Genomic DNA, 15,412 nt, shown 5'->3' on the forward strand with positions numbered 1-15,412 from the left:
GAGTGTCCGTTCGCCGGGAGATCACTCTGCCGCAGCCACGACCTTCTTGACGGGCCGCCGCTCCAGCAATTCCTTGAGGAAGTGTCCGGTATAGGACCGCTTCTCCTTGACGATTGTCTCAGGCGTGCCAACTGCCACGATCTCACCGCCGCCGTCGCCACCTTCGGGGCCGAAGTCGAGCACCCAGTCGGCGGTCTTGATGACCTCGAGATTGTGCTCGATGACGACAACCGAATTGCCTTGGTTCACCAATTCGTGCAGCATCTCCAGCAGTTTGGCGACGTCGTGGAAATGAAGCCCCGTCGTCGGCTCGTCGAGGATGTAGAGCGTGCGCCCGGTCGAGCGTTTCGACAGCTCCTTGGCAAGCTTGACGCGCTGCGCCTCGCCGCCGGAGAGCGTGTTGGCCTGCTGTCCGACCTTGATATAGCCGAGACCGACGTCCTTCAGCGATTGTAGCTTGTCACGCACCGCAGGCACCGCAGCAAAGAAATCGACACCTTCCTCGACAGTCATGTCGAGCACGTCGGCAATCGACTTGCTCTTGAAGGTGACGTCGAGCGTCTCGCGGTTATAGCGCTTGCCGTGGCAGACATCGCAGGTGACGTAGACGTCGGGCAGGAAGTGCATCTCGATCTTGATGACGCCATCGCCCTGGCAGGCCTCGCAGCGTCCGCCCTTGACGTTGAACGAGAACCGGCCCGGCTGGTAGCCGCGCGCCTTGGCTTCCGGCAATCCGGAAAACCAGTCGCGGATCGGCGTGAAGGCGCCGGTATAGGTGGCCGGGTTGGATCGTGGCGTCCGGCCAATCGGCGACTGGTCGATGTCGATAACCTTGTCGATATGCTCGAAGCCATCGATGCGGTCATGCTCGGCCGGCGTTTCGCGGGCGCCCATGACGCGGCGGGCTGCCGACTTGTAGAGCGTCTCGATCAGGAAGGTGGACTTGCCGCCGCCCGAGACGCCGCTGACGGCGGTGAACACGCCGAGCGGGATCGCGGCGGTGACGTTCTTCAGATTGTTGCCGCGGGCGCCGAAAATCTTGATTTCCTTGCCCTTCTTCGGCTTGCGTCGCTCCGAAGGCACGGGCACGCCGAGATGGCCGGACAGGTAGCGGCCTGTGAGCGAATTCGGGTTTGCCATGATCTGCTGCGGCGTGCCATGCGCAATGACCTCGCCGCCATGGATGCCGGCTGCCGGGCCGATATCGACGACATCGTCTGCCTGCATGATCGCATCCTCGTCATGCTCGACGACGATGACCGTGTTGCCGATGTCACGCAGATGCTTCAGTGTCTCCAGCAGGCGCGCATTGTCGCGCTGGTGGAGGCCGATGGAAGGCTCGTCGAGGACGTAGAGCACGCCCGTAAGGCCGGAGCCGATCTGGGAGGCGAGTCGGATGCGCTGGCTCTCGCCGCCCGAGAGCGTTCCTGAATTGCGCGAAAGGCTCAGATATTCAAGCCCGACATCGTTGAGAAACCGCAGCCGATCGCGGATTTCCTTGAGGATACGGACGGCGATTTCGTTCTGCTTGGAAGTGAATATCGCCGGCAGCGTCTCGAACCAGTCGCGGGCGTTGCGGATCGACATTTCCGAGACCTGGCCGATATGCAGCGTGGCGATCTTCACCGCCAGCGCTTCCGGTTTCAGTCGGTAGCCGGCGCAGACGGGGCAGGGAGCCGCCGACATGTAGCGCTCGATCTCTTCGCGGGCCCAGGCGCTGTCGGTTTCCTTCCAGCGGCGCTCGAGATTGGGCACGATGCCTTCGAAATTCTTGTGGGTCGTGTAGGCACGCGCACCATCGGCGTACTGGAACTCGATCTTGTCTTCCGTGCCGTGCAGGATCACTTCCTTGGCCTTCGCAGGCAGGTCGCTCCAGCGGCTCGAGAGCTTGAAGCCGTAATGCTTGCCGAGCGCTTCCAGCGTCTGGTTGTAATAGGGAGACGTCGATTTGGCCCACGGGGCAATCGCGCCGTCGCGAAGGGTGCGCTCGTGCTCGGGGACGATCATCTCGGGATCGATCTTCTGCAGGGAGCCGAGACCGTCGCAGGAGGGGCAGGCGCCGGCTGGATTGTTGAACGAGAACAGGCGGGGTTCAATCTCTGGAATGGTAAAGCCGGACACCGGGCAGGCAAACTTCTCTGAAAACAGCACCCGTTCGTGGGTCTCGTTCAGCGACTTGTTGGCGGAACCGCCGGCAGAGGTTTCCTCGGGCGGCAATGGCCTATCGGCAAACTCCGCAACAGCCAGTCCGTCCGCCAGCCGCAGAGACGTCTCAAAGCTGTCAGCCAGACGCGCCGCGACATCAGCGCGCACGACAATGCGATCGACGACCACGTCGATGTCGTGCTTGTACTTCTTGTCGAGGGCAGGCGCATCGGCGATTTCGTAGAACTGTCCGTCGATCTTGACGCGCTGGAAGCCCTTTTTCATGAGCTCGGCAAGCTCTTTCTTGTATTCGCCCTTACGCCCGCGCACCATCGGCGCCAAAATATAAAGGCGGGTGCCGTCGCCGAAGGCGAGCACACGGTCGACCATCTGGCTGACGGTCTGGCTCTCGATCGGCAGGCCCGTCGCCGGCGAGTAGGGCACGCCTACCCGCGCAAACAGCAGGCGCATGTAGTCGTAGATTTCCGTAACGGTGCCGACCGTCGAGCGCGGGTTGCGCGACGTCGTCTTCTGCTCGATGGAGATCGCCGGGGACAGGCCCTCGATCAGATCGACATCGGGCTTCTGCATCATCTCGAGGAACTGGCGCGCATAGGCCGACAGGCTCTCGACATAGCGGCGCTGGCCTTCCGCATAGATTGTATCGAAGGCAAGCGACGACTTTCCCGAGCCCGACAGGCCGGTCATGACGATCAGCTTGTTGCGCGGCAGATCGATGTCGATACCCTTGAGATTGTGCTCGCGCGCACCCCGGATGGAGATGGTCTTCAGTTCGCTCATCGTTTTCCGCTAAATCCCTGTTCAGCCCTTATCTAGTGATGAAGGCCGGCGAGTCGAGGTTGAAATGCGACTCTCCGCCCGCTTTTCGATTCGGTTGACAAAATCATAGCCGCTGACTAGAACAAAGAAAGAACAAAATTCCTTGTGGATGACCGCCGCTTAGATCGCACCGGGCGGGGCCGATGGTTTAAGGTGCGTGCAATTATGTTCCAGGGCCGCCGGTGGGCGCGGCGAGCAGGGTGATCGGTATGGCGGGTAGCGTAAACAAGGTAATTCTGATCGGGAACCTCGGGGCTGATCCGGAAATCCGCCGGACCCAGGATGGTCGCCCGATCGCCAATCTGAATATTGCAACTTCCGAAACTTGGCGGGACAAGTCGTCCGGCGAGCGCAAGGAAAAGACCGAGTGGCACCGCGTGGTGATCTTCAACGAGGGTCTGTGCAAGGTTGCCGAGCAGTATCTGAAGAAGGGTGCCAAGGTTTACATCGAGGGCGCCCTGCAGACCCGCAAGTGGACGGACCAGGCCGGCATCGAGAAATACTCGACCGAAATCGTCCTTCAGGGCTTCAACTCGACTTTGACCATGCTCGACGGTCGCGGTGACGGAGCCGGCGAAGGCGGTGGTCGCGGCATGCAGCGCAGCGGCGGTGGCGGCAATGATTTCGGCGGCGGCGGTTCGGGCTACGGCGACGACTACAACCAGTCCTCGCCATCGTCGTCATCCGGTCGCGGCAATGCCGGTAACGCCGGCAATAGCGGCGGCGGAAACTTCTCGCGCGAACTCGATGACGACATTCCGTTCTGAGATTGGACTATCCGATGCACCCTGCGGGGTGCATCTTTCGTTTTGCGGCCGGAATAACAGGGACTTCAGCAATGTCAGACGCACTCGTGCCAAGAAATCCGTCGACATGGAGACGCGTGGTGGCGCTTATCCTCGACCTGATCACCGCTTTTTTCGGCCTGGGTTACCTCGTGGCGCTGCTGACGGGCGGCATGACTGAAGATGGTTTCCAGCTGAACGGCTGGCCGGCAATGCTGCTGTTCGCGCTGGTCATCGCCTATTTCGTCATTGCCAATCGATTTTTCGGCGGCACGATCTGGAAATACATATTGAAGGCGCGCACCTAACCCGCGCACACCCGGTCAGATCGCAAAGGCCGATCGGATGCCATCGACGACGAACTGTGTGGCAAGCGCTGCCAGGATAACGCCGAGGAGGCGCGTAAGGATCGCACGTCCCGTCATGCCGAGGAAGCGGTCGAGACGCTCGGCAATCAGCAGGGCTGCAAATGTCAGCACCAGGCAGGCCGCGATCACGACGATCAACTGCGAGCGGTCGACGGAGCTCTGCAGCGAGCCAGAAAGCAGGATCGTCGCGGAGATTGCGCCAGGTCCCGCGATCAGCGGCAATGCCAGCGGGAAAACCGAGATGTTATGGATATGATCCCGGGTGATTGCCACCTCGGCGGTCTTTTCCTTGCGGTCCTGGCGTTTCTCGAAGACCATCTCGAAGGCGATCCAGAATAGCAGGAGCCCGCCAGCAATCCTGAATGCACCGATCGATATGCCGAGTACGCCAAGCACGCTTGAGCCGAACAGCGCGAAGGCGGCGAGGATACCAAAGGCAATCAGCGAACCGCGCAACGCGACCTGCGTCCGCTGGCTGCGGTTCATGCCTGTCGTCAGCGCCAGGAACAGCGGTGCCAGCCCGGGTGGGTCGATGGTCACCATCAATGTGGTGAAGGCATTGATGAGACTGTCTACGCTCGCCATAATTTCCCCCGGATCGTCAACTTCACTTATGAAACTGACCCTTAAGCGCTGATCGCCGTTTGGCAAAGCGTTCGCAGCGACGAGCTTTTCCCACATGTCGCAAAAATGTGCTATTGAAACGTTCCAGAGGCTAAAAGCCTGTTCAAAACCGTTGGCGAAATTAGCGCCTTTGTCCGCTTTCCGCTATAAATTCCACAGTGATTCTTAAAGAGATCGTGATCTGTTTTGACTGAGCAATCCACACCCGGTGGCGGGAAGCTCCCGCCTGGTATCGAGCCAATTTCCATCATCGAGGAAATGCAGCGGTCCTATCTCGACTACGCCATGAGCGTTATCGTCAGCCGCGCCCTTCCGGATGTCAGGGACGGTCTCAAGCCTGTTCATCGACGCATCCTTTTCGGCATGTCCGAACTCGGGATCGACTGGAACAAGAAATACGTCAAATGCGCCCGCGTGACCGGGGACGTGATGGGTAAATTCCACCCGCACGGCAATTCGGCCATTTACGATGCGCTGGCCCGCATGGCGCAGGACTGGTCGCTTCGGTTGCCGCTCATCGACGGCCAGGGCAATTTCGGTTCAGTCGATGGCGATCCGCCGGCAGCCGAACGCTACACAGAGTGCCGGCTGCAGAAGGCCGCCCACGCGCTGCTCGACGACCTCGACAAGGATACGGTCGATTTTCGCGAGAACTATGATGGAACGCTCAGCGAGCCGGTCGTGGTGCCCGCGAAGTTCCCGAACCTGCTGGTCAACGGCGCCGGCGGTATTGCCGTTGGCATGGCCACGAATATTCCGCCGCACAACCTGATCGAAGTGATCAACGCTTGCATCGCGCTGATCGACGATCCGGCCATCGAGCTCGCCGATCTGATGCAGATCATTCCGGGCCCCGATTTCCCGACCGGAGCCAAGATCCTCGGTCGTGCCGGCATCCGCTCGGCTTATGAGACCGGTCGCGGTTCGGTCATCATGCGCGGCGTCGCAGCCATCGAGCCGATGCGCGGCGATCGCGAACAAATCATCATCACCGAAATTCCCTTCCAGGTGAACAAGTCGACGATGATCGAGAAGATGGCCGAACTGGTGCGCGAAAAGCGCATCGAGGGCATCTCCGACCTGCGCGACGAATCCGACCGCCAGGGCTACCGCGTCGTCGTCGAGCTTAAGCGCGACGCCAATGCCGAGGTCATCCTCAACCAGCTCTATCGCTATACGCCACTGCAGACGTCCTTCGGCTGCAACATGGTGGCGCTGAACGGCGGCAAGCCGGAACAGATGACGCTGCTCGACATGCTGCGCGCCTTTGTTTCGTTCCGCGAGGAAGTCGTTAGCCGGCGTACTAAGTATCTTCTGCGCAAGGCCCGCGACCGCGCCCACGTATTGGTCGGCCTCGCTATTGCGGTTGCCAACATCGACGAAGTCATCCGCGTTATCCGCCAGGCGCCGGATCCGCAGTCTGCCCGCGAAGAGCTGATGACGCGCCGCTGGCCTGCATCGGATGTCGAAAGCCTGATCCGGCTGATCGACGATCCGCGCCACCGCATCAATGAAGACCTGACCTACAATCTGTCGGAAGAGCAGTCCCGCGCCATTCTCGAATTGCGCCTTGCCCGCCTGACAGCCCTCGGCCGCGATGAAATCGGCGACGAACTGAACAAGATCGGCGACGAGATCAAGGATTACCTCGACATCCTGTCTTCCCGCGTTCGCGTCCAGACCATCGTCAAGGATGAACTGACGTCGGTGCGCGATGAATTCGGCACGCCGCGCCGCACCGAGATCATCGATGGCGGCCTCGAGATGGATGACGAGGATCTCATTTCCCGCGAGGACATGGTCGTCACTGTTTCGCATCTCGGCTACATCAAGCGCGTGCCCCTGACCACCTATCGCGCCCAGCGTCGCGGCGGCAAGGGCCGCTCCGGCATGGCGACCCGCGACGAGGATTTCGTCAACCGGCTTTTCGTTGCCAACACCCACACGCCGGTGCTGTTCTTCTCCTCGCGCGGCATCGTCTACAAGGAAAAGGTCTGGCGTCTCCCCATCGGCACGCCACAGTCTCGCGGCAAGGCGCTGATCAACATGCTGCCGCTCGAAAAGGGCGAACGCATCACAACGATCATGCCGCTGCCCGAGGACGAGGCGAGCTGGGAAAATCTGGACGTCATGTTCTCGACAACGCGGGGCACCGTTCGACGCAACAAATTGTCGGACTTCATCCAGGTGAACCGCAATGGCAAGATCGCCATGAAGCTGGACGAGGACGGCGATGAAATCCTGTCCGTCGAGACCTGCTCGGAACATCAGGACGTTCTGATGACCACGGCGCTTGGCCAGTGCATACGCTTCTCCGTATCCGACGTCCGCGTCTTTGCAGGCCGCAACTCTATCGGCGTGCGCGGCATCACCATGGCCGAAGGCGACCGCATCATCTCGATGACGATCGTCAGCCATGTCGACGCCGAGCCGTGGGAGCGGGCTGCCTATCTGAAGCGGGCCGCCAATGAGCGGCGCCTGACAACGGGCGAAGCCGAAGATATCGCACTTGTCGGCGAGGAAGTCGTGGAGGAAGGCCAGTTGAGCGACGAGCGCTACGAGGAACTGAAGGCGCGCGAACAGTTCGTGCTGACGGTTTCGGAAAAGGGCTTCGGAAAACGCTCATCTTCTTACGATTTCCGTATATCCGGCCGAGGCGGCAAGGGCATCCGTGCGACCGACACGTCTAAGACCGGCGAGATCGGCGAACTTGTTGCGGCCTTCCCTGTCGATGACGGCGATCAGATCATGCTTGTCTCTGACGGTGGCCAGCTCATCCGAGTGCCCGTCGGCGGTATCCGCTTCGCCAGCCGCGCTACCAAGGGCGTGACGATTTTCTCCACCGCCAAGAACGAGAAGGTCGTGTCGGTCGAGCGGATAAACGAGCCGGAGGACGACGAGGAAATCGTCGACATCGCCGAAGATGGCACAGTGGCTCCCCTCGATGTGGAAGCTGCAGACAGCGAGACGCCGCCAGCCGGTTCGACGGATGAACGCAGTCCGGAATAGCAGCTTATAAAATATGCCAGCCATACCAAAAACCGGGCGCAGTTTTTGCGCCCGGTTTTTTGTTGAGGAAGGGAATAAAACAATGAAGCCGAACGATGGAAGGATCGTTCAGCTTCATTGTTTGATAATTAATGGTATTGAGAGCGTGTGAGAAATCTACCGCAGCGGACGTTCAAAACGCCTTGTGCTGCTTGGTGATCTGCTTCATCTCTTCGCTTTCGCGACGCAGTGCCGAAACGGTTGACGCCACGGACACGACGAACATGACGCTGATAACGGCAGTGAGCAATGTCAAAATCGTGAACATGGGTTTCTTCCTTCTTCGCAACTCCGTGCGATCAGATCCTTAATATTGGCTCGCCACGTAGGAGTGAGCCGATGCATATGGACCATAGACAGGAGACTGATCGGTCTTCTGACCGTAGAGAGCAACTGTGAAAGCCAGCATGCCGGTAATGACTGTCATCCAGACGACGTTGATGAGGATGACTTTGTCCGGCATGGCTTTTTTCCTTCGTGTTACTGTGTTCATGTCTGTGTTCCGATCTGATAACGTGTCCTTTGGAAATTGGTTCCGCCGGATGTTGACAACTATTTAACGAAGGTTCGCTGAAGCAACTTTGAATAGGTCGTTCATTTACCGTTCATGTTTGCGGCCGCCCGCCGAAGTGTCGCCACGACGTCCAAAGCGAGTGCATTTTCGGGGACTGGAGTGGCCGTCGGCCATTCGATTTCGTAGGTCGAGTTGAACCGGCGAACGAGCATCTCGACGATCAGCGAGCCGATGATGGTGGCGGTAGCGAGAAGGATCAGCATGATCGTCAGCCTCGAAACGGAGCGTTGAACTCACCGTCCTCGTTGCTTTCGACGGTATGGCCCTTTTAATCACGGCCTGCCTGAAACGGCCTTGAACGCCGCATTCATCTTCCATTCAGCCGCCGGTTGCCGTGCCGCAAATGACTTGCGATAGCGCCCCATCCATGACAAAAGGCCAGCGAAACAACCGGCCGGTAGAGAATGACGATAGCTTTCTATCCCGGATCCTTCGATCCGATGACAAACGGACATCTCGACGTTCTCGCCCAGGCGTTGAACGTCGCGTCGACTGTTATCGTCGCGATCGGGGTGCACCCGGGAAAGACACCGATGTTCTCCTTCGAGGAGCGCGCCGAACTGGTCCGGCAGTCGCTGGCCGCCGCTCTTCCCGGCAAGACTGACGCCATTTCGGTGGTCTCGTTCGACAATCTGGTGATCGACGCCGCCCGCAGTCATGGTGCGTCACTGCTGGTGCGCGGCCTGCGCGATGGCACCGATCTCGATTACGAAATGCAGATGGCCGGCATGAACCGCCAGATGGCGCCCGAGCTGCAGACCATCTTTCTGCCGGCCGGCACCGCCTTCCGGCCGATAACGGCCACATTGGTTCGCCAGATTGCAGCCATGGGCGGCGATGTCAGCGCGTTTGTGCCCGCACCGGTTCTTGTCGCCCTGAAGGCCAAGGCGAAACGCTAGGCCCCAACGATTTTCCCAACGGAGCATTCCATGAAGTTCATCCACATCGCTTTCGCCGGACTTATGTGCCTGGCATCCCTGACAGGCGCTGCTTCTGCTGCCGACGACAACGACATCACGATCCAGCTGAAGGACGGCCCGGTCGTCATCCAGCTGATGCCGGAAATCGCCCCGAAGCATGTCGCCCAGATCAAGGCGCTGGTCGCCAAGGGTGCCTATGACAACGTCGCTTTCCACCGCGTCATCGACGGCTTCATGGCCCAGACGGGCGACGTCAAGTTCGGCAACATGGCCAAGGGTTACAATGCCCAGCAGGCCGGCATGGGCGGCTCCGACATGCCCGATATCAAGGCCGAGTTCTCCAAGACGCCTTTCGTGCGCGGCACGGTCGGCATGGCCCGCTCGCAGGATCCGAATTCGGCAAACTCGCAGTTCTTTATCATGTTCAAGGACGGACCTTTCCTTAACGGCCAGTACACGGTCGTCGGCAAGGTCGTGTCCGGCATGGAATTCGTCGACAAGATCAAGAAGGGCGAGGACGACAGCGGTTCCGTTACCGACCCTGACCGGATGATCAAGGTCACCCTGGGCAAGAAGTAAGAAGTTCAAAAGAGGAAAACACAATGGCTGAGATAAAAGATCCGGAAAACACCATCATCCTGGAAACCACCAAAGGCAACGTCGTCATCCAGCTGCTGCCGGAAGTGGCACCAGAGCACGTTGCGCGCATCAAGGAGCTGGCTCGCGAAAAGGCCTATGACGGCGTGGTCTTCCACCGCGTCATCAACGACTTCATGGCCCAGACCGGCGACGTCAAGTTCGGCAAGACCGGCGGCGCAGAGTTCAACCCGGCCCGCGCGGGCATGGGCGGTTCGTCCAAGCCAGACCTGAAGGCTGAATTCTCTGCGACCAACCACACCCGGGGCATCTGCTCCATGGCCCGCTCGCAGGCTCCGAACTCGGCCAATTCGCAGTTCTTTATCTGCCTGGCCGATTCACCATGGCTCAACAAGCAGTACTCGGTCTGGGGCCAGGTCATCGAAGGCATGGATAACGTCGACAAGATCAAGAAGGGCGAGCCCGTCAAGGATCCGGATTCGATCGTCACCATGCGGGTTGCCGCCGACGTCTGATCGTGATTACTCCTGAAGCCCGCCCTTCGCGCTCCCGGCGCGGGGGCGGGTTTCACTTTGTCTGGAATTGCCCATGCGCGTAGACCTATTCGATTTCGACCTCCCGGATGAGCGTATTGCGCTGCGTCCCGCCGAGCCGCGCGACAGCGCCCGGCTGCTGATTGTCGATCCCCACGCAACACCCGAATTGTCCGACCATCTCGTTCGTGACCTGCCATCGTTCCTGCGCCCTGGCGACGCCGTGGTGTTCAATGACACCCGCGTCATCCCGGCCCAGCTCGAAGGCATTCGCCATCGCGACGGTGCGACCAGCCAGCAGGTTTCAGCCACGCTTCACATGCGGATGTCGCCCGGCAGCTGGAAGGCTTTTGCCAAGCCGGGAAAGCGCATCAAGACCAGCGACCGCATCCAGTTCGGCAGCGAAACCGCCGAGATCGCCCTTGAGGCAACTGTCGGCGAGAAAGGCGAGGGCGGGGAAATCACCCTGCATTTCGATCTCTCCGGTCCGGAGCTGGATGCAGCGATAGCTGCCGTCGGCCACATCCCGCTGCCTCCCTATATCGCCGCCAAGCGTCACGAGGACGAGCGCGACAGTACCGACTACCAGACGATCTATGCCCGGGAAAAAGGCGCCGTTGCGGCACCCACGGCCGGGCTGCATTTTACCCCGGAGCTGTTCGATGCCCTGGACCGGATGGGCGTCGAGCGGCATTTCGTGACGCTGCACGTCGGCGCCGGAACGTTCCTGCCGGTCAAGGTCGACGATACCGAAGACCACAAGATGCATCAGGAGATCGGCCATGTCAGCGCCGCAACGGCTGAAGCGCTGAATGCGGTCAAGGCGCGGGGTGGGCGGATCGTCTGCGTCGGTACGACATCGCTGCGGCTGATCGAGAGCGCGGCTACAGACGATGGCATCATCGATCCGTGGTCCGGGCCGACGGGCATTTTCATCACCCCCGGCTACCGCTTCAAGTCGGTCGATATCCTAATGACCAATTTTCACCTGCCGCGCTCGACGCTGTTCATGCTGGTCTCCGCTTTTGCCGGCTTCGAGACGATGCACGCGGCCTACGCCCATGCTATCGGCACCGGCTACCGTTTCTATTCCTATGGCGATGCCAGCCTCCTGTTCCGGAAAGACTAGATGAGCCAGACCTTTCAGTTCCAGTTGAAGAAGACCGATGCGGGCGCCCGTCTCGGTGAAGTATCGATGCCACGCGGTTCGATACGCACACCGGCCTTCATGCCGGTCGGCACCGTCGGCACGGTCAAGGCGATGTATCTCGACCAAGTGCGCGACAGCGGCGCCGATATCATCCTCGGCAACACCTACCACCTGATGCTGCGTCCGGGCGCGGAGCGCGTCGCCCGCCTTGGCGGCCTGCACGAATTGATCCGCTGGCCTTATCCAATCCTTACCGATTCCGGCGGCTTCCAGGTGATGTCGCTGTCGGGGCTGCGCAAGCTCGACGAGCAGGGGGTCACCTTCAAGTCCCACGTCGACGGCAGTACGCATTACATGTCGCCGGAGCGCTCGATCGAGATCCAGGGCCTGCTGGACAGCGACATCCAGATGCAGCTCGATGAGTGCGTGGCGCTGCCGTGCGAGCCGAAAGAGATCCAGCGCGCCATGGAAATGTCGCTGCGCTGGGCGGAACGCTGCAGGGTGGCGTTCGGCGAACAGCCCGGCAAGGCGATGTTCGGCATCGTCCAGGGCGGTGACATTCCCGATCTTCGCATCCGCTCGGCGCAAGGGCTGACCCAGCTGGACCTCAAGGGTTATGCCATCGGCGGCCTCGCCGTCGGCGAGCCGCAGGACGTCATGCTGAAGATGCTGGAGACGACCTTGCCGGTGTTGCCGACGGACCGGCCACGCTATCTGATGGGTGTCGGTACGCCTGACGATATCCTGAAGTCGGTGGCACGCGGCATCGACATGTTAGACTGCGTCATGCCGACCCGCTCCGGCCGCCACGGCCTCGCCTTTACCCGGCGGGGTAAGGTGAACCTGCGCAACGCACGCCATGCGGAAGATATGCGCCCGCTCGACGAACAATCGAATTGCCCGGCATCGCGCGACTATTCCCGCGCCTACCTGCACCACCTGACGCGCACCGGCGAAGCGCTGGGCGGCATGCTGTTGTCATGGCACAATCTCGCCTACTACCAGGAACTGATGCAGGGTATCCGCCAGTCGATCGAGGAGGGCCGCTTTGCCGATTTCATGGCGGAAACGCAGGAGAACTGGGCCAAGGGCGACCTCGAGCGGATCTGACGATCAGATACCCTTGCTCGTCGTGTTCGGCACGATCTGCACGCCGTTGATCTTGTAGCCGCCGTCAGGCTGACGAGCCAGTTGGTAGATCGCCGACCAGTCCTGACCGTCGCGGCCGGTAATCAGCACTTCCTGGTAGAGAACGGCATCGTCGCTTTCCGATTTGCTGCGACCGAAGGCATAGTTACCGGGATGATAGACCGGCTGATAGCTCTTCTTCACCATGGCGAAGAAGGCGTCCTTGTCCGGAAATTTAGCGGCAATGCCCGGCGCTGCAAAAGAGTAGGCCGCGTCCGCATCGTCGTGAAGAAAGGCCTGTATCTGCTTCTCGATGACCTGCTGGGCCGCCAGCGCAGCATCCGCCGCCGAAGCAGGCGTAAGACCCAGGCAAAAAAGGAAGGCGAGGAAAGCGTAAGGCAGCGTGCGCATGCGAGGACCTCCTGTGGCGGAAGCCCATAGAATAGCGCGTTCAGCGAATTTTAAAAGGGAACATACGTCGTCGCTTATTTAGCTCGTTCGAGCAAAGTACATGCAGGCGATGGTGCTGTGCTTCGACATATTGATAGTAGTGAGAGTGACGGCTGACGCGAATGCAGGCCGTCACTCTTCAGTAACGTTTCGAGCTTGGGTGCCTTAGTTCTGGCAGTCCGAAACGATCACTCGGCAGTTCGGGCAATCTTGCAGCGCCTTCTTTTCGGCTTCGCGCTTGGTGTCGCCGTAGCCTATGCCGTAGTTGACCTTGTCGCCGACATAGGCGCCGCACGTCTCGAACCAGACGGCAATTTCACAGCTGTCGTTGCCGGCTTCCTTGCAGGACTTCATCGCATCCCGCTCGGCTTCCTTGCGGGTCGAGCCCCAGCCCGTGCCATAGCCGACGTCGCTCGCCGATGTACCCTTGCTGTCGTTGACGGCGAAAGCGCCGAACGCGAATGCAGTGCTTGCCTGAACCGAAAGCAGAAGTGCGATCGATATGCCAAGTGCAGCTTTATAACCCATGATGAACCCCTACAAAAATGGTAACCGCCCTCTCGCGGCGGGGTATCATAGCATCTCACGGGTCATGAAGAACCGAGCCTATACTTCCAGCGCAGCCCATTTTTGGTAGGATTTATTAACCTTATAGAGTTTGGAAATATAAAAATTTTCCTAAATTGCTTCAGGAAGCCGGAGAGATATCTGATTTTTCCTGTTCTGTTTGCCGTGAGAAGTAATTGGCAATCAATGCTCCGGAAATATTGTGCCACACGCTGAAGATCGCGCTCGGAACTGCGGCGATCGGCGAAAAATAAGCATTGGCAAGTGCTGCACCCAGTCCGCTGTTCTGCATGCCAACCTCGATGGCCAGTGCCTTGCGTTTCGGCAGCGAAAGTCCGAAGGCCTTGGCGGCGAAGAAGCCGAAAAGATAGCCCAGGCCGTTGTGGAGGACGACGACCGCAAAGATCAGCAGCCCTGACTGCGCGATTGCGCCCTTGCTGGCGCCAACGACGGCACTGACAATCAGGACGATGCCGATGACGCTGACCAGCGGCAGCACCGGAATGGCCGCCCGTACGAGCGACGGGACAAACTTCTGGAACAGGAGCCCCAATGCCAGCGGCAGCAATATGACCTGGACGATGCTAAGAAACATCGCGACGGGATCGACCGGCAGGTATTGGCTGGCAAACATCCAGACCAGGAACGGCGTGACGATCGGTGCGGCCAGCGTCGTCACGCTTGTGCAGGCGACGCTGAGGGCGACATCGCCTTTCGCAAGATAGGTCATGACATTGCTGGACGTACCGCCCGGGCAGCAGCCGACGAGGATCACGCCTGCCGCGACCTCCGGCGGCATCGGGATGATGCGTGTCAGCAGAACTGCAAGTGCCGGCATGATGATGAAATGCGCGAGGACACCGATTGCGACCTCCAGCGGACGCCTGACGAGCGCCTGGAAATCATCGAGCGAAAGCGTCAGGCCCATGCCGAACATGATGATGCCGAGCAGGATGACGATGTAGGGCGCAATCAGCTTGAACGTGTTTGGAAACAGAAATCCAAGGACCGCAAACAGGATGACCCAGAGGGCAAAGGTCCTGCCGACGAATGCAGACAGCGATACGAGTGTTTTCACGAGAAGCCTCCCAAATAGCAGGGTCTGGCTTTATCGGCCTGCCTCCGCCTGTCAAGGTCAGGCCTGGACGGGTTGGTTCTGAAGCAGCACCAGCGACAAATTATGGGCCAATCAAAGCTTCATGCACAAAGCGTGTGGAAGCGTTCAGATCCGGAAGTCAGTCGGGGACGTATTTGTTTTCGTAACGGACGCGGAAATTACGCCGGTGGAAATCCTCGCGGAAACAGATGAAGACCAGCTCAAGATCGCCATCGTCATGATTGTGACCGAGCAGGCTGAGGGCGATGACGACCGTGCCGCTGTAGCCCCGCGTCAGGCGGATGGCGGCATTGCGGATCTCGTTGGCTGTTACCGGGTCGCTCTCGGTCCGGCGATACACGAGCCAGAAAGGAGCGGTTTGTTTGGCTTCCGCAAGCGCAACGTCCACTTGGTCGCGGAATTCGCCGGTATGCCGTCCTCTTTCCGAAGCTGCTGCCCGCTCCATATCCTCGGTCATGACGTTCAGGTAGCCATCCCGGCCACTGCCGTCCAGGATCGTGGCTTCGACTTTCTCCAACGCCTTGTCTTCACTTAACGCGGTCTTGAACAGGATCGCCATCGAATCG

General features: G+C 59.8%; 17 protein-coding genes. 8 read left to right on the plus strand and 9 right to left on the minus strand.

All coding sequences use genetic code 11. The features are described from left to right. Positions 1-21: 21 nt before the first annotated feature. Positions 22-2,946 carry an excinuclease ABC subunit UvrA gene (uvrA, locus tag EQW76_RS01665; RefSeq protein ID WP_142822640.1) on the minus strand — a complete coding sequence of 975 codons (2,925 nt, stop codon included), beginning with the start codon at positions 2,944-2,946 and terminating at the stop codon, positions 22-24. Between the two features lie 248 nt (positions 2,947-3,194). Between uvrA and EQW76_RS01670 the strand changes: the two genes are divergently transcribed. Next, on the plus strand, positions 3,195-3,752 hold the full coding sequence (locus EQW76_RS01670; RefSeq protein ID WP_142822642.1) for a single-stranded DNA-binding protein: 558 nt from the start codon (positions 3,195-3,197) through the stop codon (positions 3,750-3,752). Positions 3,753-3,823: 71 nt separating this feature from the next. Beyond that, a complete protein-coding gene (locus EQW76_RS01675; RefSeq protein ID WP_142822644.1) occupies positions 3,824-4,078 on the plus strand; it encodes an RDD family protein in 255 nt (84 codons plus the stop codon). 15 nt (positions 4,079-4,093) lie between these two features. On the opposite strand, the gene EQW76_RS01680 is transcribed toward EQW76_RS01675, so the two are convergent. Further along, positions 4,094-4,723 (minus strand): MarC family protein, encoded by a 630-nt coding sequence (locus EQW76_RS01680; RefSeq protein ID WP_142822645.1) that lies wholly within the window; start codon positions 4,721-4,723, stop codon positions 4,094-4,096. A gap of 225 nt (positions 4,724-4,948) precedes the next feature. On the opposite strand from EQW76_RS01680, the gene gyrA reads away from it, so the two are divergent. Then, the gene (gene gyrA, locus EQW76_RS01685) at positions 4,949-7,771 is read left to right on the plus strand and encodes a DNA gyrase subunit A (protein WP_224127673.1); all 2,823 of its coding nucleotides are present in this window, start codon (positions 4,949-4,951) and stop codon (positions 7,769-7,771) included. Between the two features lie 172 nt (positions 7,772-7,943). Here gyrA and EQW76_RS30125 read toward each other — a convergent pair whose 3' ends face one another. The 3 genes from EQW76_RS30125 to EQW76_RS01690 form a co-directional block, all read right to left on the minus strand. Further along, entirely contained in the window at positions 7,944-8,078 is a 135-nt protein-coding gene (locus EQW76_RS30125; protein ID WP_257623361.1) for a hypothetical protein, read from the minus strand. A gap of 39 nt (positions 8,079-8,117) precedes the next feature. After that, a complete protein-coding gene (locus EQW76_RS29290) occupies positions 8,118-8,273 on the minus strand; it encodes a hypothetical protein (protein WP_162854755.1) in 156 nt (51 codons plus the stop codon). Between the two features lie 131 nt (positions 8,274-8,404). Then, a complete protein-coding gene (locus EQW76_RS01690; protein ID WP_142822647.1) occupies positions 8,405-8,587 on the minus strand; it encodes a hypothetical protein in 183 nt (60 codons plus the stop codon). 201 nt (positions 8,588-8,788) lie between these two features. Here EQW76_RS01690 and coaD point away from each other — a divergent pair, with 201 nt between their 5' ends. The 5 genes from coaD (at position 8,789) to tgt (ending at position 12,694) form a co-directional block, all read left to right on the plus strand. After that, a complete protein-coding gene (gene coaD, locus EQW76_RS01695) occupies positions 8,789-9,283 on the plus strand; it encodes a pantetheine-phosphate adenylyltransferase (RefSeq protein ID WP_142822648.1) in 495 nt (164 codons plus the stop codon). A gap of 30 nt (positions 9,284-9,313) precedes the next feature. Beyond that, a complete protein-coding gene (locus EQW76_RS01700; RefSeq protein ID WP_142822649.1) occupies positions 9,314-9,883 on the plus strand; it encodes a peptidylprolyl isomerase in 570 nt (189 codons plus the stop codon). 23 nt (positions 9,884-9,906) lie between these two features. Beyond that, on the plus strand, positions 9,907-10,416 hold the full coding sequence (locus tag EQW76_RS01705; protein ID WP_142822650.1) for a peptidylprolyl isomerase: 510 nt from the start codon (positions 9,907-9,909) through the stop codon (positions 10,414-10,416). A gap of 73 nt (positions 10,417-10,489) precedes the next feature. Continuing rightward, on the plus strand, positions 10,490-11,563 hold the full coding sequence (gene queA / locus EQW76_RS01710) for a tRNA preQ1(34) S-adenosylmethionine ribosyltransferase-isomerase QueA (protein WP_142822651.1): 1,074 nt from the start codon (positions 10,490-10,492) through the stop codon (positions 11,561-11,563). Further along, positions 11,564-12,694, plus strand: a complete 1,131-nt coding sequence (gene tgt / locus EQW76_RS01715; protein WP_142822652.1) for a tRNA guanosine(34) transglycosylase Tgt — start codon at positions 11,564-11,566, stop codon at positions 12,692-12,694. 3 nt (positions 12,695-12,697) lie between these two features. On the opposite strand, the gene EQW76_RS01720 is transcribed toward tgt, so the two are convergent. The 4 genes from EQW76_RS01720 to EQW76_RS01735 all read right to left on the minus strand — a co-directional run bounded on the left by EQW76_RS01720 (position 12,698) and on the right by EQW76_RS01735 (position 15,405). Next, the gene (locus tag EQW76_RS01720; protein WP_142822653.1) at positions 12,698-13,123 is read right to left on the minus strand and encodes a DUF4864 domain-containing protein; all 426 of its coding nucleotides are present in this window, start codon (positions 13,121-13,123) and stop codon (positions 12,698-12,700) included. Positions 13,124-13,327: 204 nt separating this feature from the next. After that, positions 13,328-13,690, minus strand: coding sequence for a DUF4189 domain-containing protein (locus EQW76_RS01725; RefSeq protein ID WP_142822654.1), 363 nt, complete (start codon positions 13,688-13,690; stop codon positions 13,328-13,330). Positions 13,691-13,850: 160 nt separating this feature from the next. Next, positions 13,851-14,807: a bile acid:sodium symporter family protein gene (locus EQW76_RS01730; RefSeq protein ID WP_142822655.1), complete on the minus strand. Its 957-nt coding sequence runs from the start codon at positions 14,805-14,807 to the stop codon at positions 13,851-13,853. A gap of 157 nt (positions 14,808-14,964) precedes the next feature. Further along, positions 14,965-15,405: a hypothetical protein gene (locus EQW76_RS01735; protein WP_142822656.1), complete on the minus strand. Its 441-nt coding sequence runs from the start codon at positions 15,403-15,405 to the stop codon at positions 14,965-14,967. Positions 15,406-15,412: the final 7 nt, after the last annotated feature.

Source organism: Rhizobium sp. rho-13.1 (assembly GCF_007000305.1).
Taxonomy (GTDB): Bacteria; Pseudomonadota; Alphaproteobacteria; order Rhizobiales; family Rhizobiaceae; genus Rhizobium; species Rhizobium rhododendri.

What these genes read in the sequence shown, in the direction of transcription:
- uvrA (WP_142822640.1), bottom strand. Translation starts at nt 2,946, where the DNA reads ATGAGCGAACTGAAGACCATCTCCATCCGGGGTGCGCGCGAGCACAAT.
- EQW76_RS01670 (WP_142822642.1), top strand. Translation starts at nt 3,195, where the DNA reads ATGGCGGGTAGCGTAAACAAGGTAATTCTGATCGGGAACCTCGGGGCT.
- EQW76_RS01675 (WP_142822644.1), top strand. Translation starts at nt 3,824, where the DNA reads ATGTCAGACGCACTCGTGCCAAGAAATCCGTCGACATGGAGACGCGTG.
- EQW76_RS01680 (WP_142822645.1), bottom strand. Translation starts at nt 4,723, where the DNA reads ATGGCGAGCGTAGACAGTCTCATCAATGCCTTCACCACATTGATGGTG.
- EQW76_RS30125 (WP_257623361.1), bottom strand. Translation starts at nt 8,078, where the DNA reads ATGTTCACGATTTTGACATTGCTCACTGCCGTTATCAGCGTCATGTTC.
- EQW76_RS29290 (WP_162854755.1), bottom strand. Translation starts at nt 8,273, where the DNA reads ATGCCGGACAAAGTCATCCTCATCAACGTCGTCTGGATGACAGTCATT.
- EQW76_RS01690 (WP_142822647.1), bottom strand. Translation starts at nt 8,587, where the DNA reads ATGCTGATCCTTCTCGCTACCGCCACCATCATCGGCTCGCTGATCGTC.
- coaD (WP_142822648.1), top strand. Translation starts at nt 8,789, where the DNA reads ATGACGATAGCTTTCTATCCCGGATCCTTCGATCCGATGACAAACGGA.
- EQW76_RS01700 (WP_142822649.1), top strand. Translation starts at nt 9,314, where the DNA reads ATGAAGTTCATCCACATCGCTTTCGCCGGACTTATGTGCCTGGCATCC.
- EQW76_RS01705 (WP_142822650.1), top strand. Translation starts at nt 9,907, where the DNA reads ATGGCTGAGATAAAAGATCCGGAAAACACCATCATCCTGGAAACCACC.
- queA (WP_142822651.1), top strand. Translation starts at nt 10,490, where the DNA reads ATGCGCGTAGACCTATTCGATTTCGACCTCCCGGATGAGCGTATTGCG.
- tgt (WP_142822652.1), top strand. Translation starts at nt 11,564, where the DNA reads ATGAGCCAGACCTTTCAGTTCCAGTTGAAGAAGACCGATGCGGGCGCC.
- EQW76_RS01720 (WP_142822653.1), bottom strand. Translation starts at nt 13,123, where the DNA reads ATGCGCACGCTGCCTTACGCTTTCCTCGCCTTCCTTTTTTGCCTGGGT.
- EQW76_RS01725 (WP_142822654.1), bottom strand. Translation starts at nt 13,690, where the DNA reads ATGGGTTATAAAGCTGCACTTGGCATATCGATCGCACTTCTGCTTTCG.
- EQW76_RS01735 (WP_142822656.1), bottom strand. Translation starts at nt 15,405, where the DNA reads ATGGCGATCCTGTTCAAGACCGCGTTAAGTGAAGACAAGGCGTTGGAG.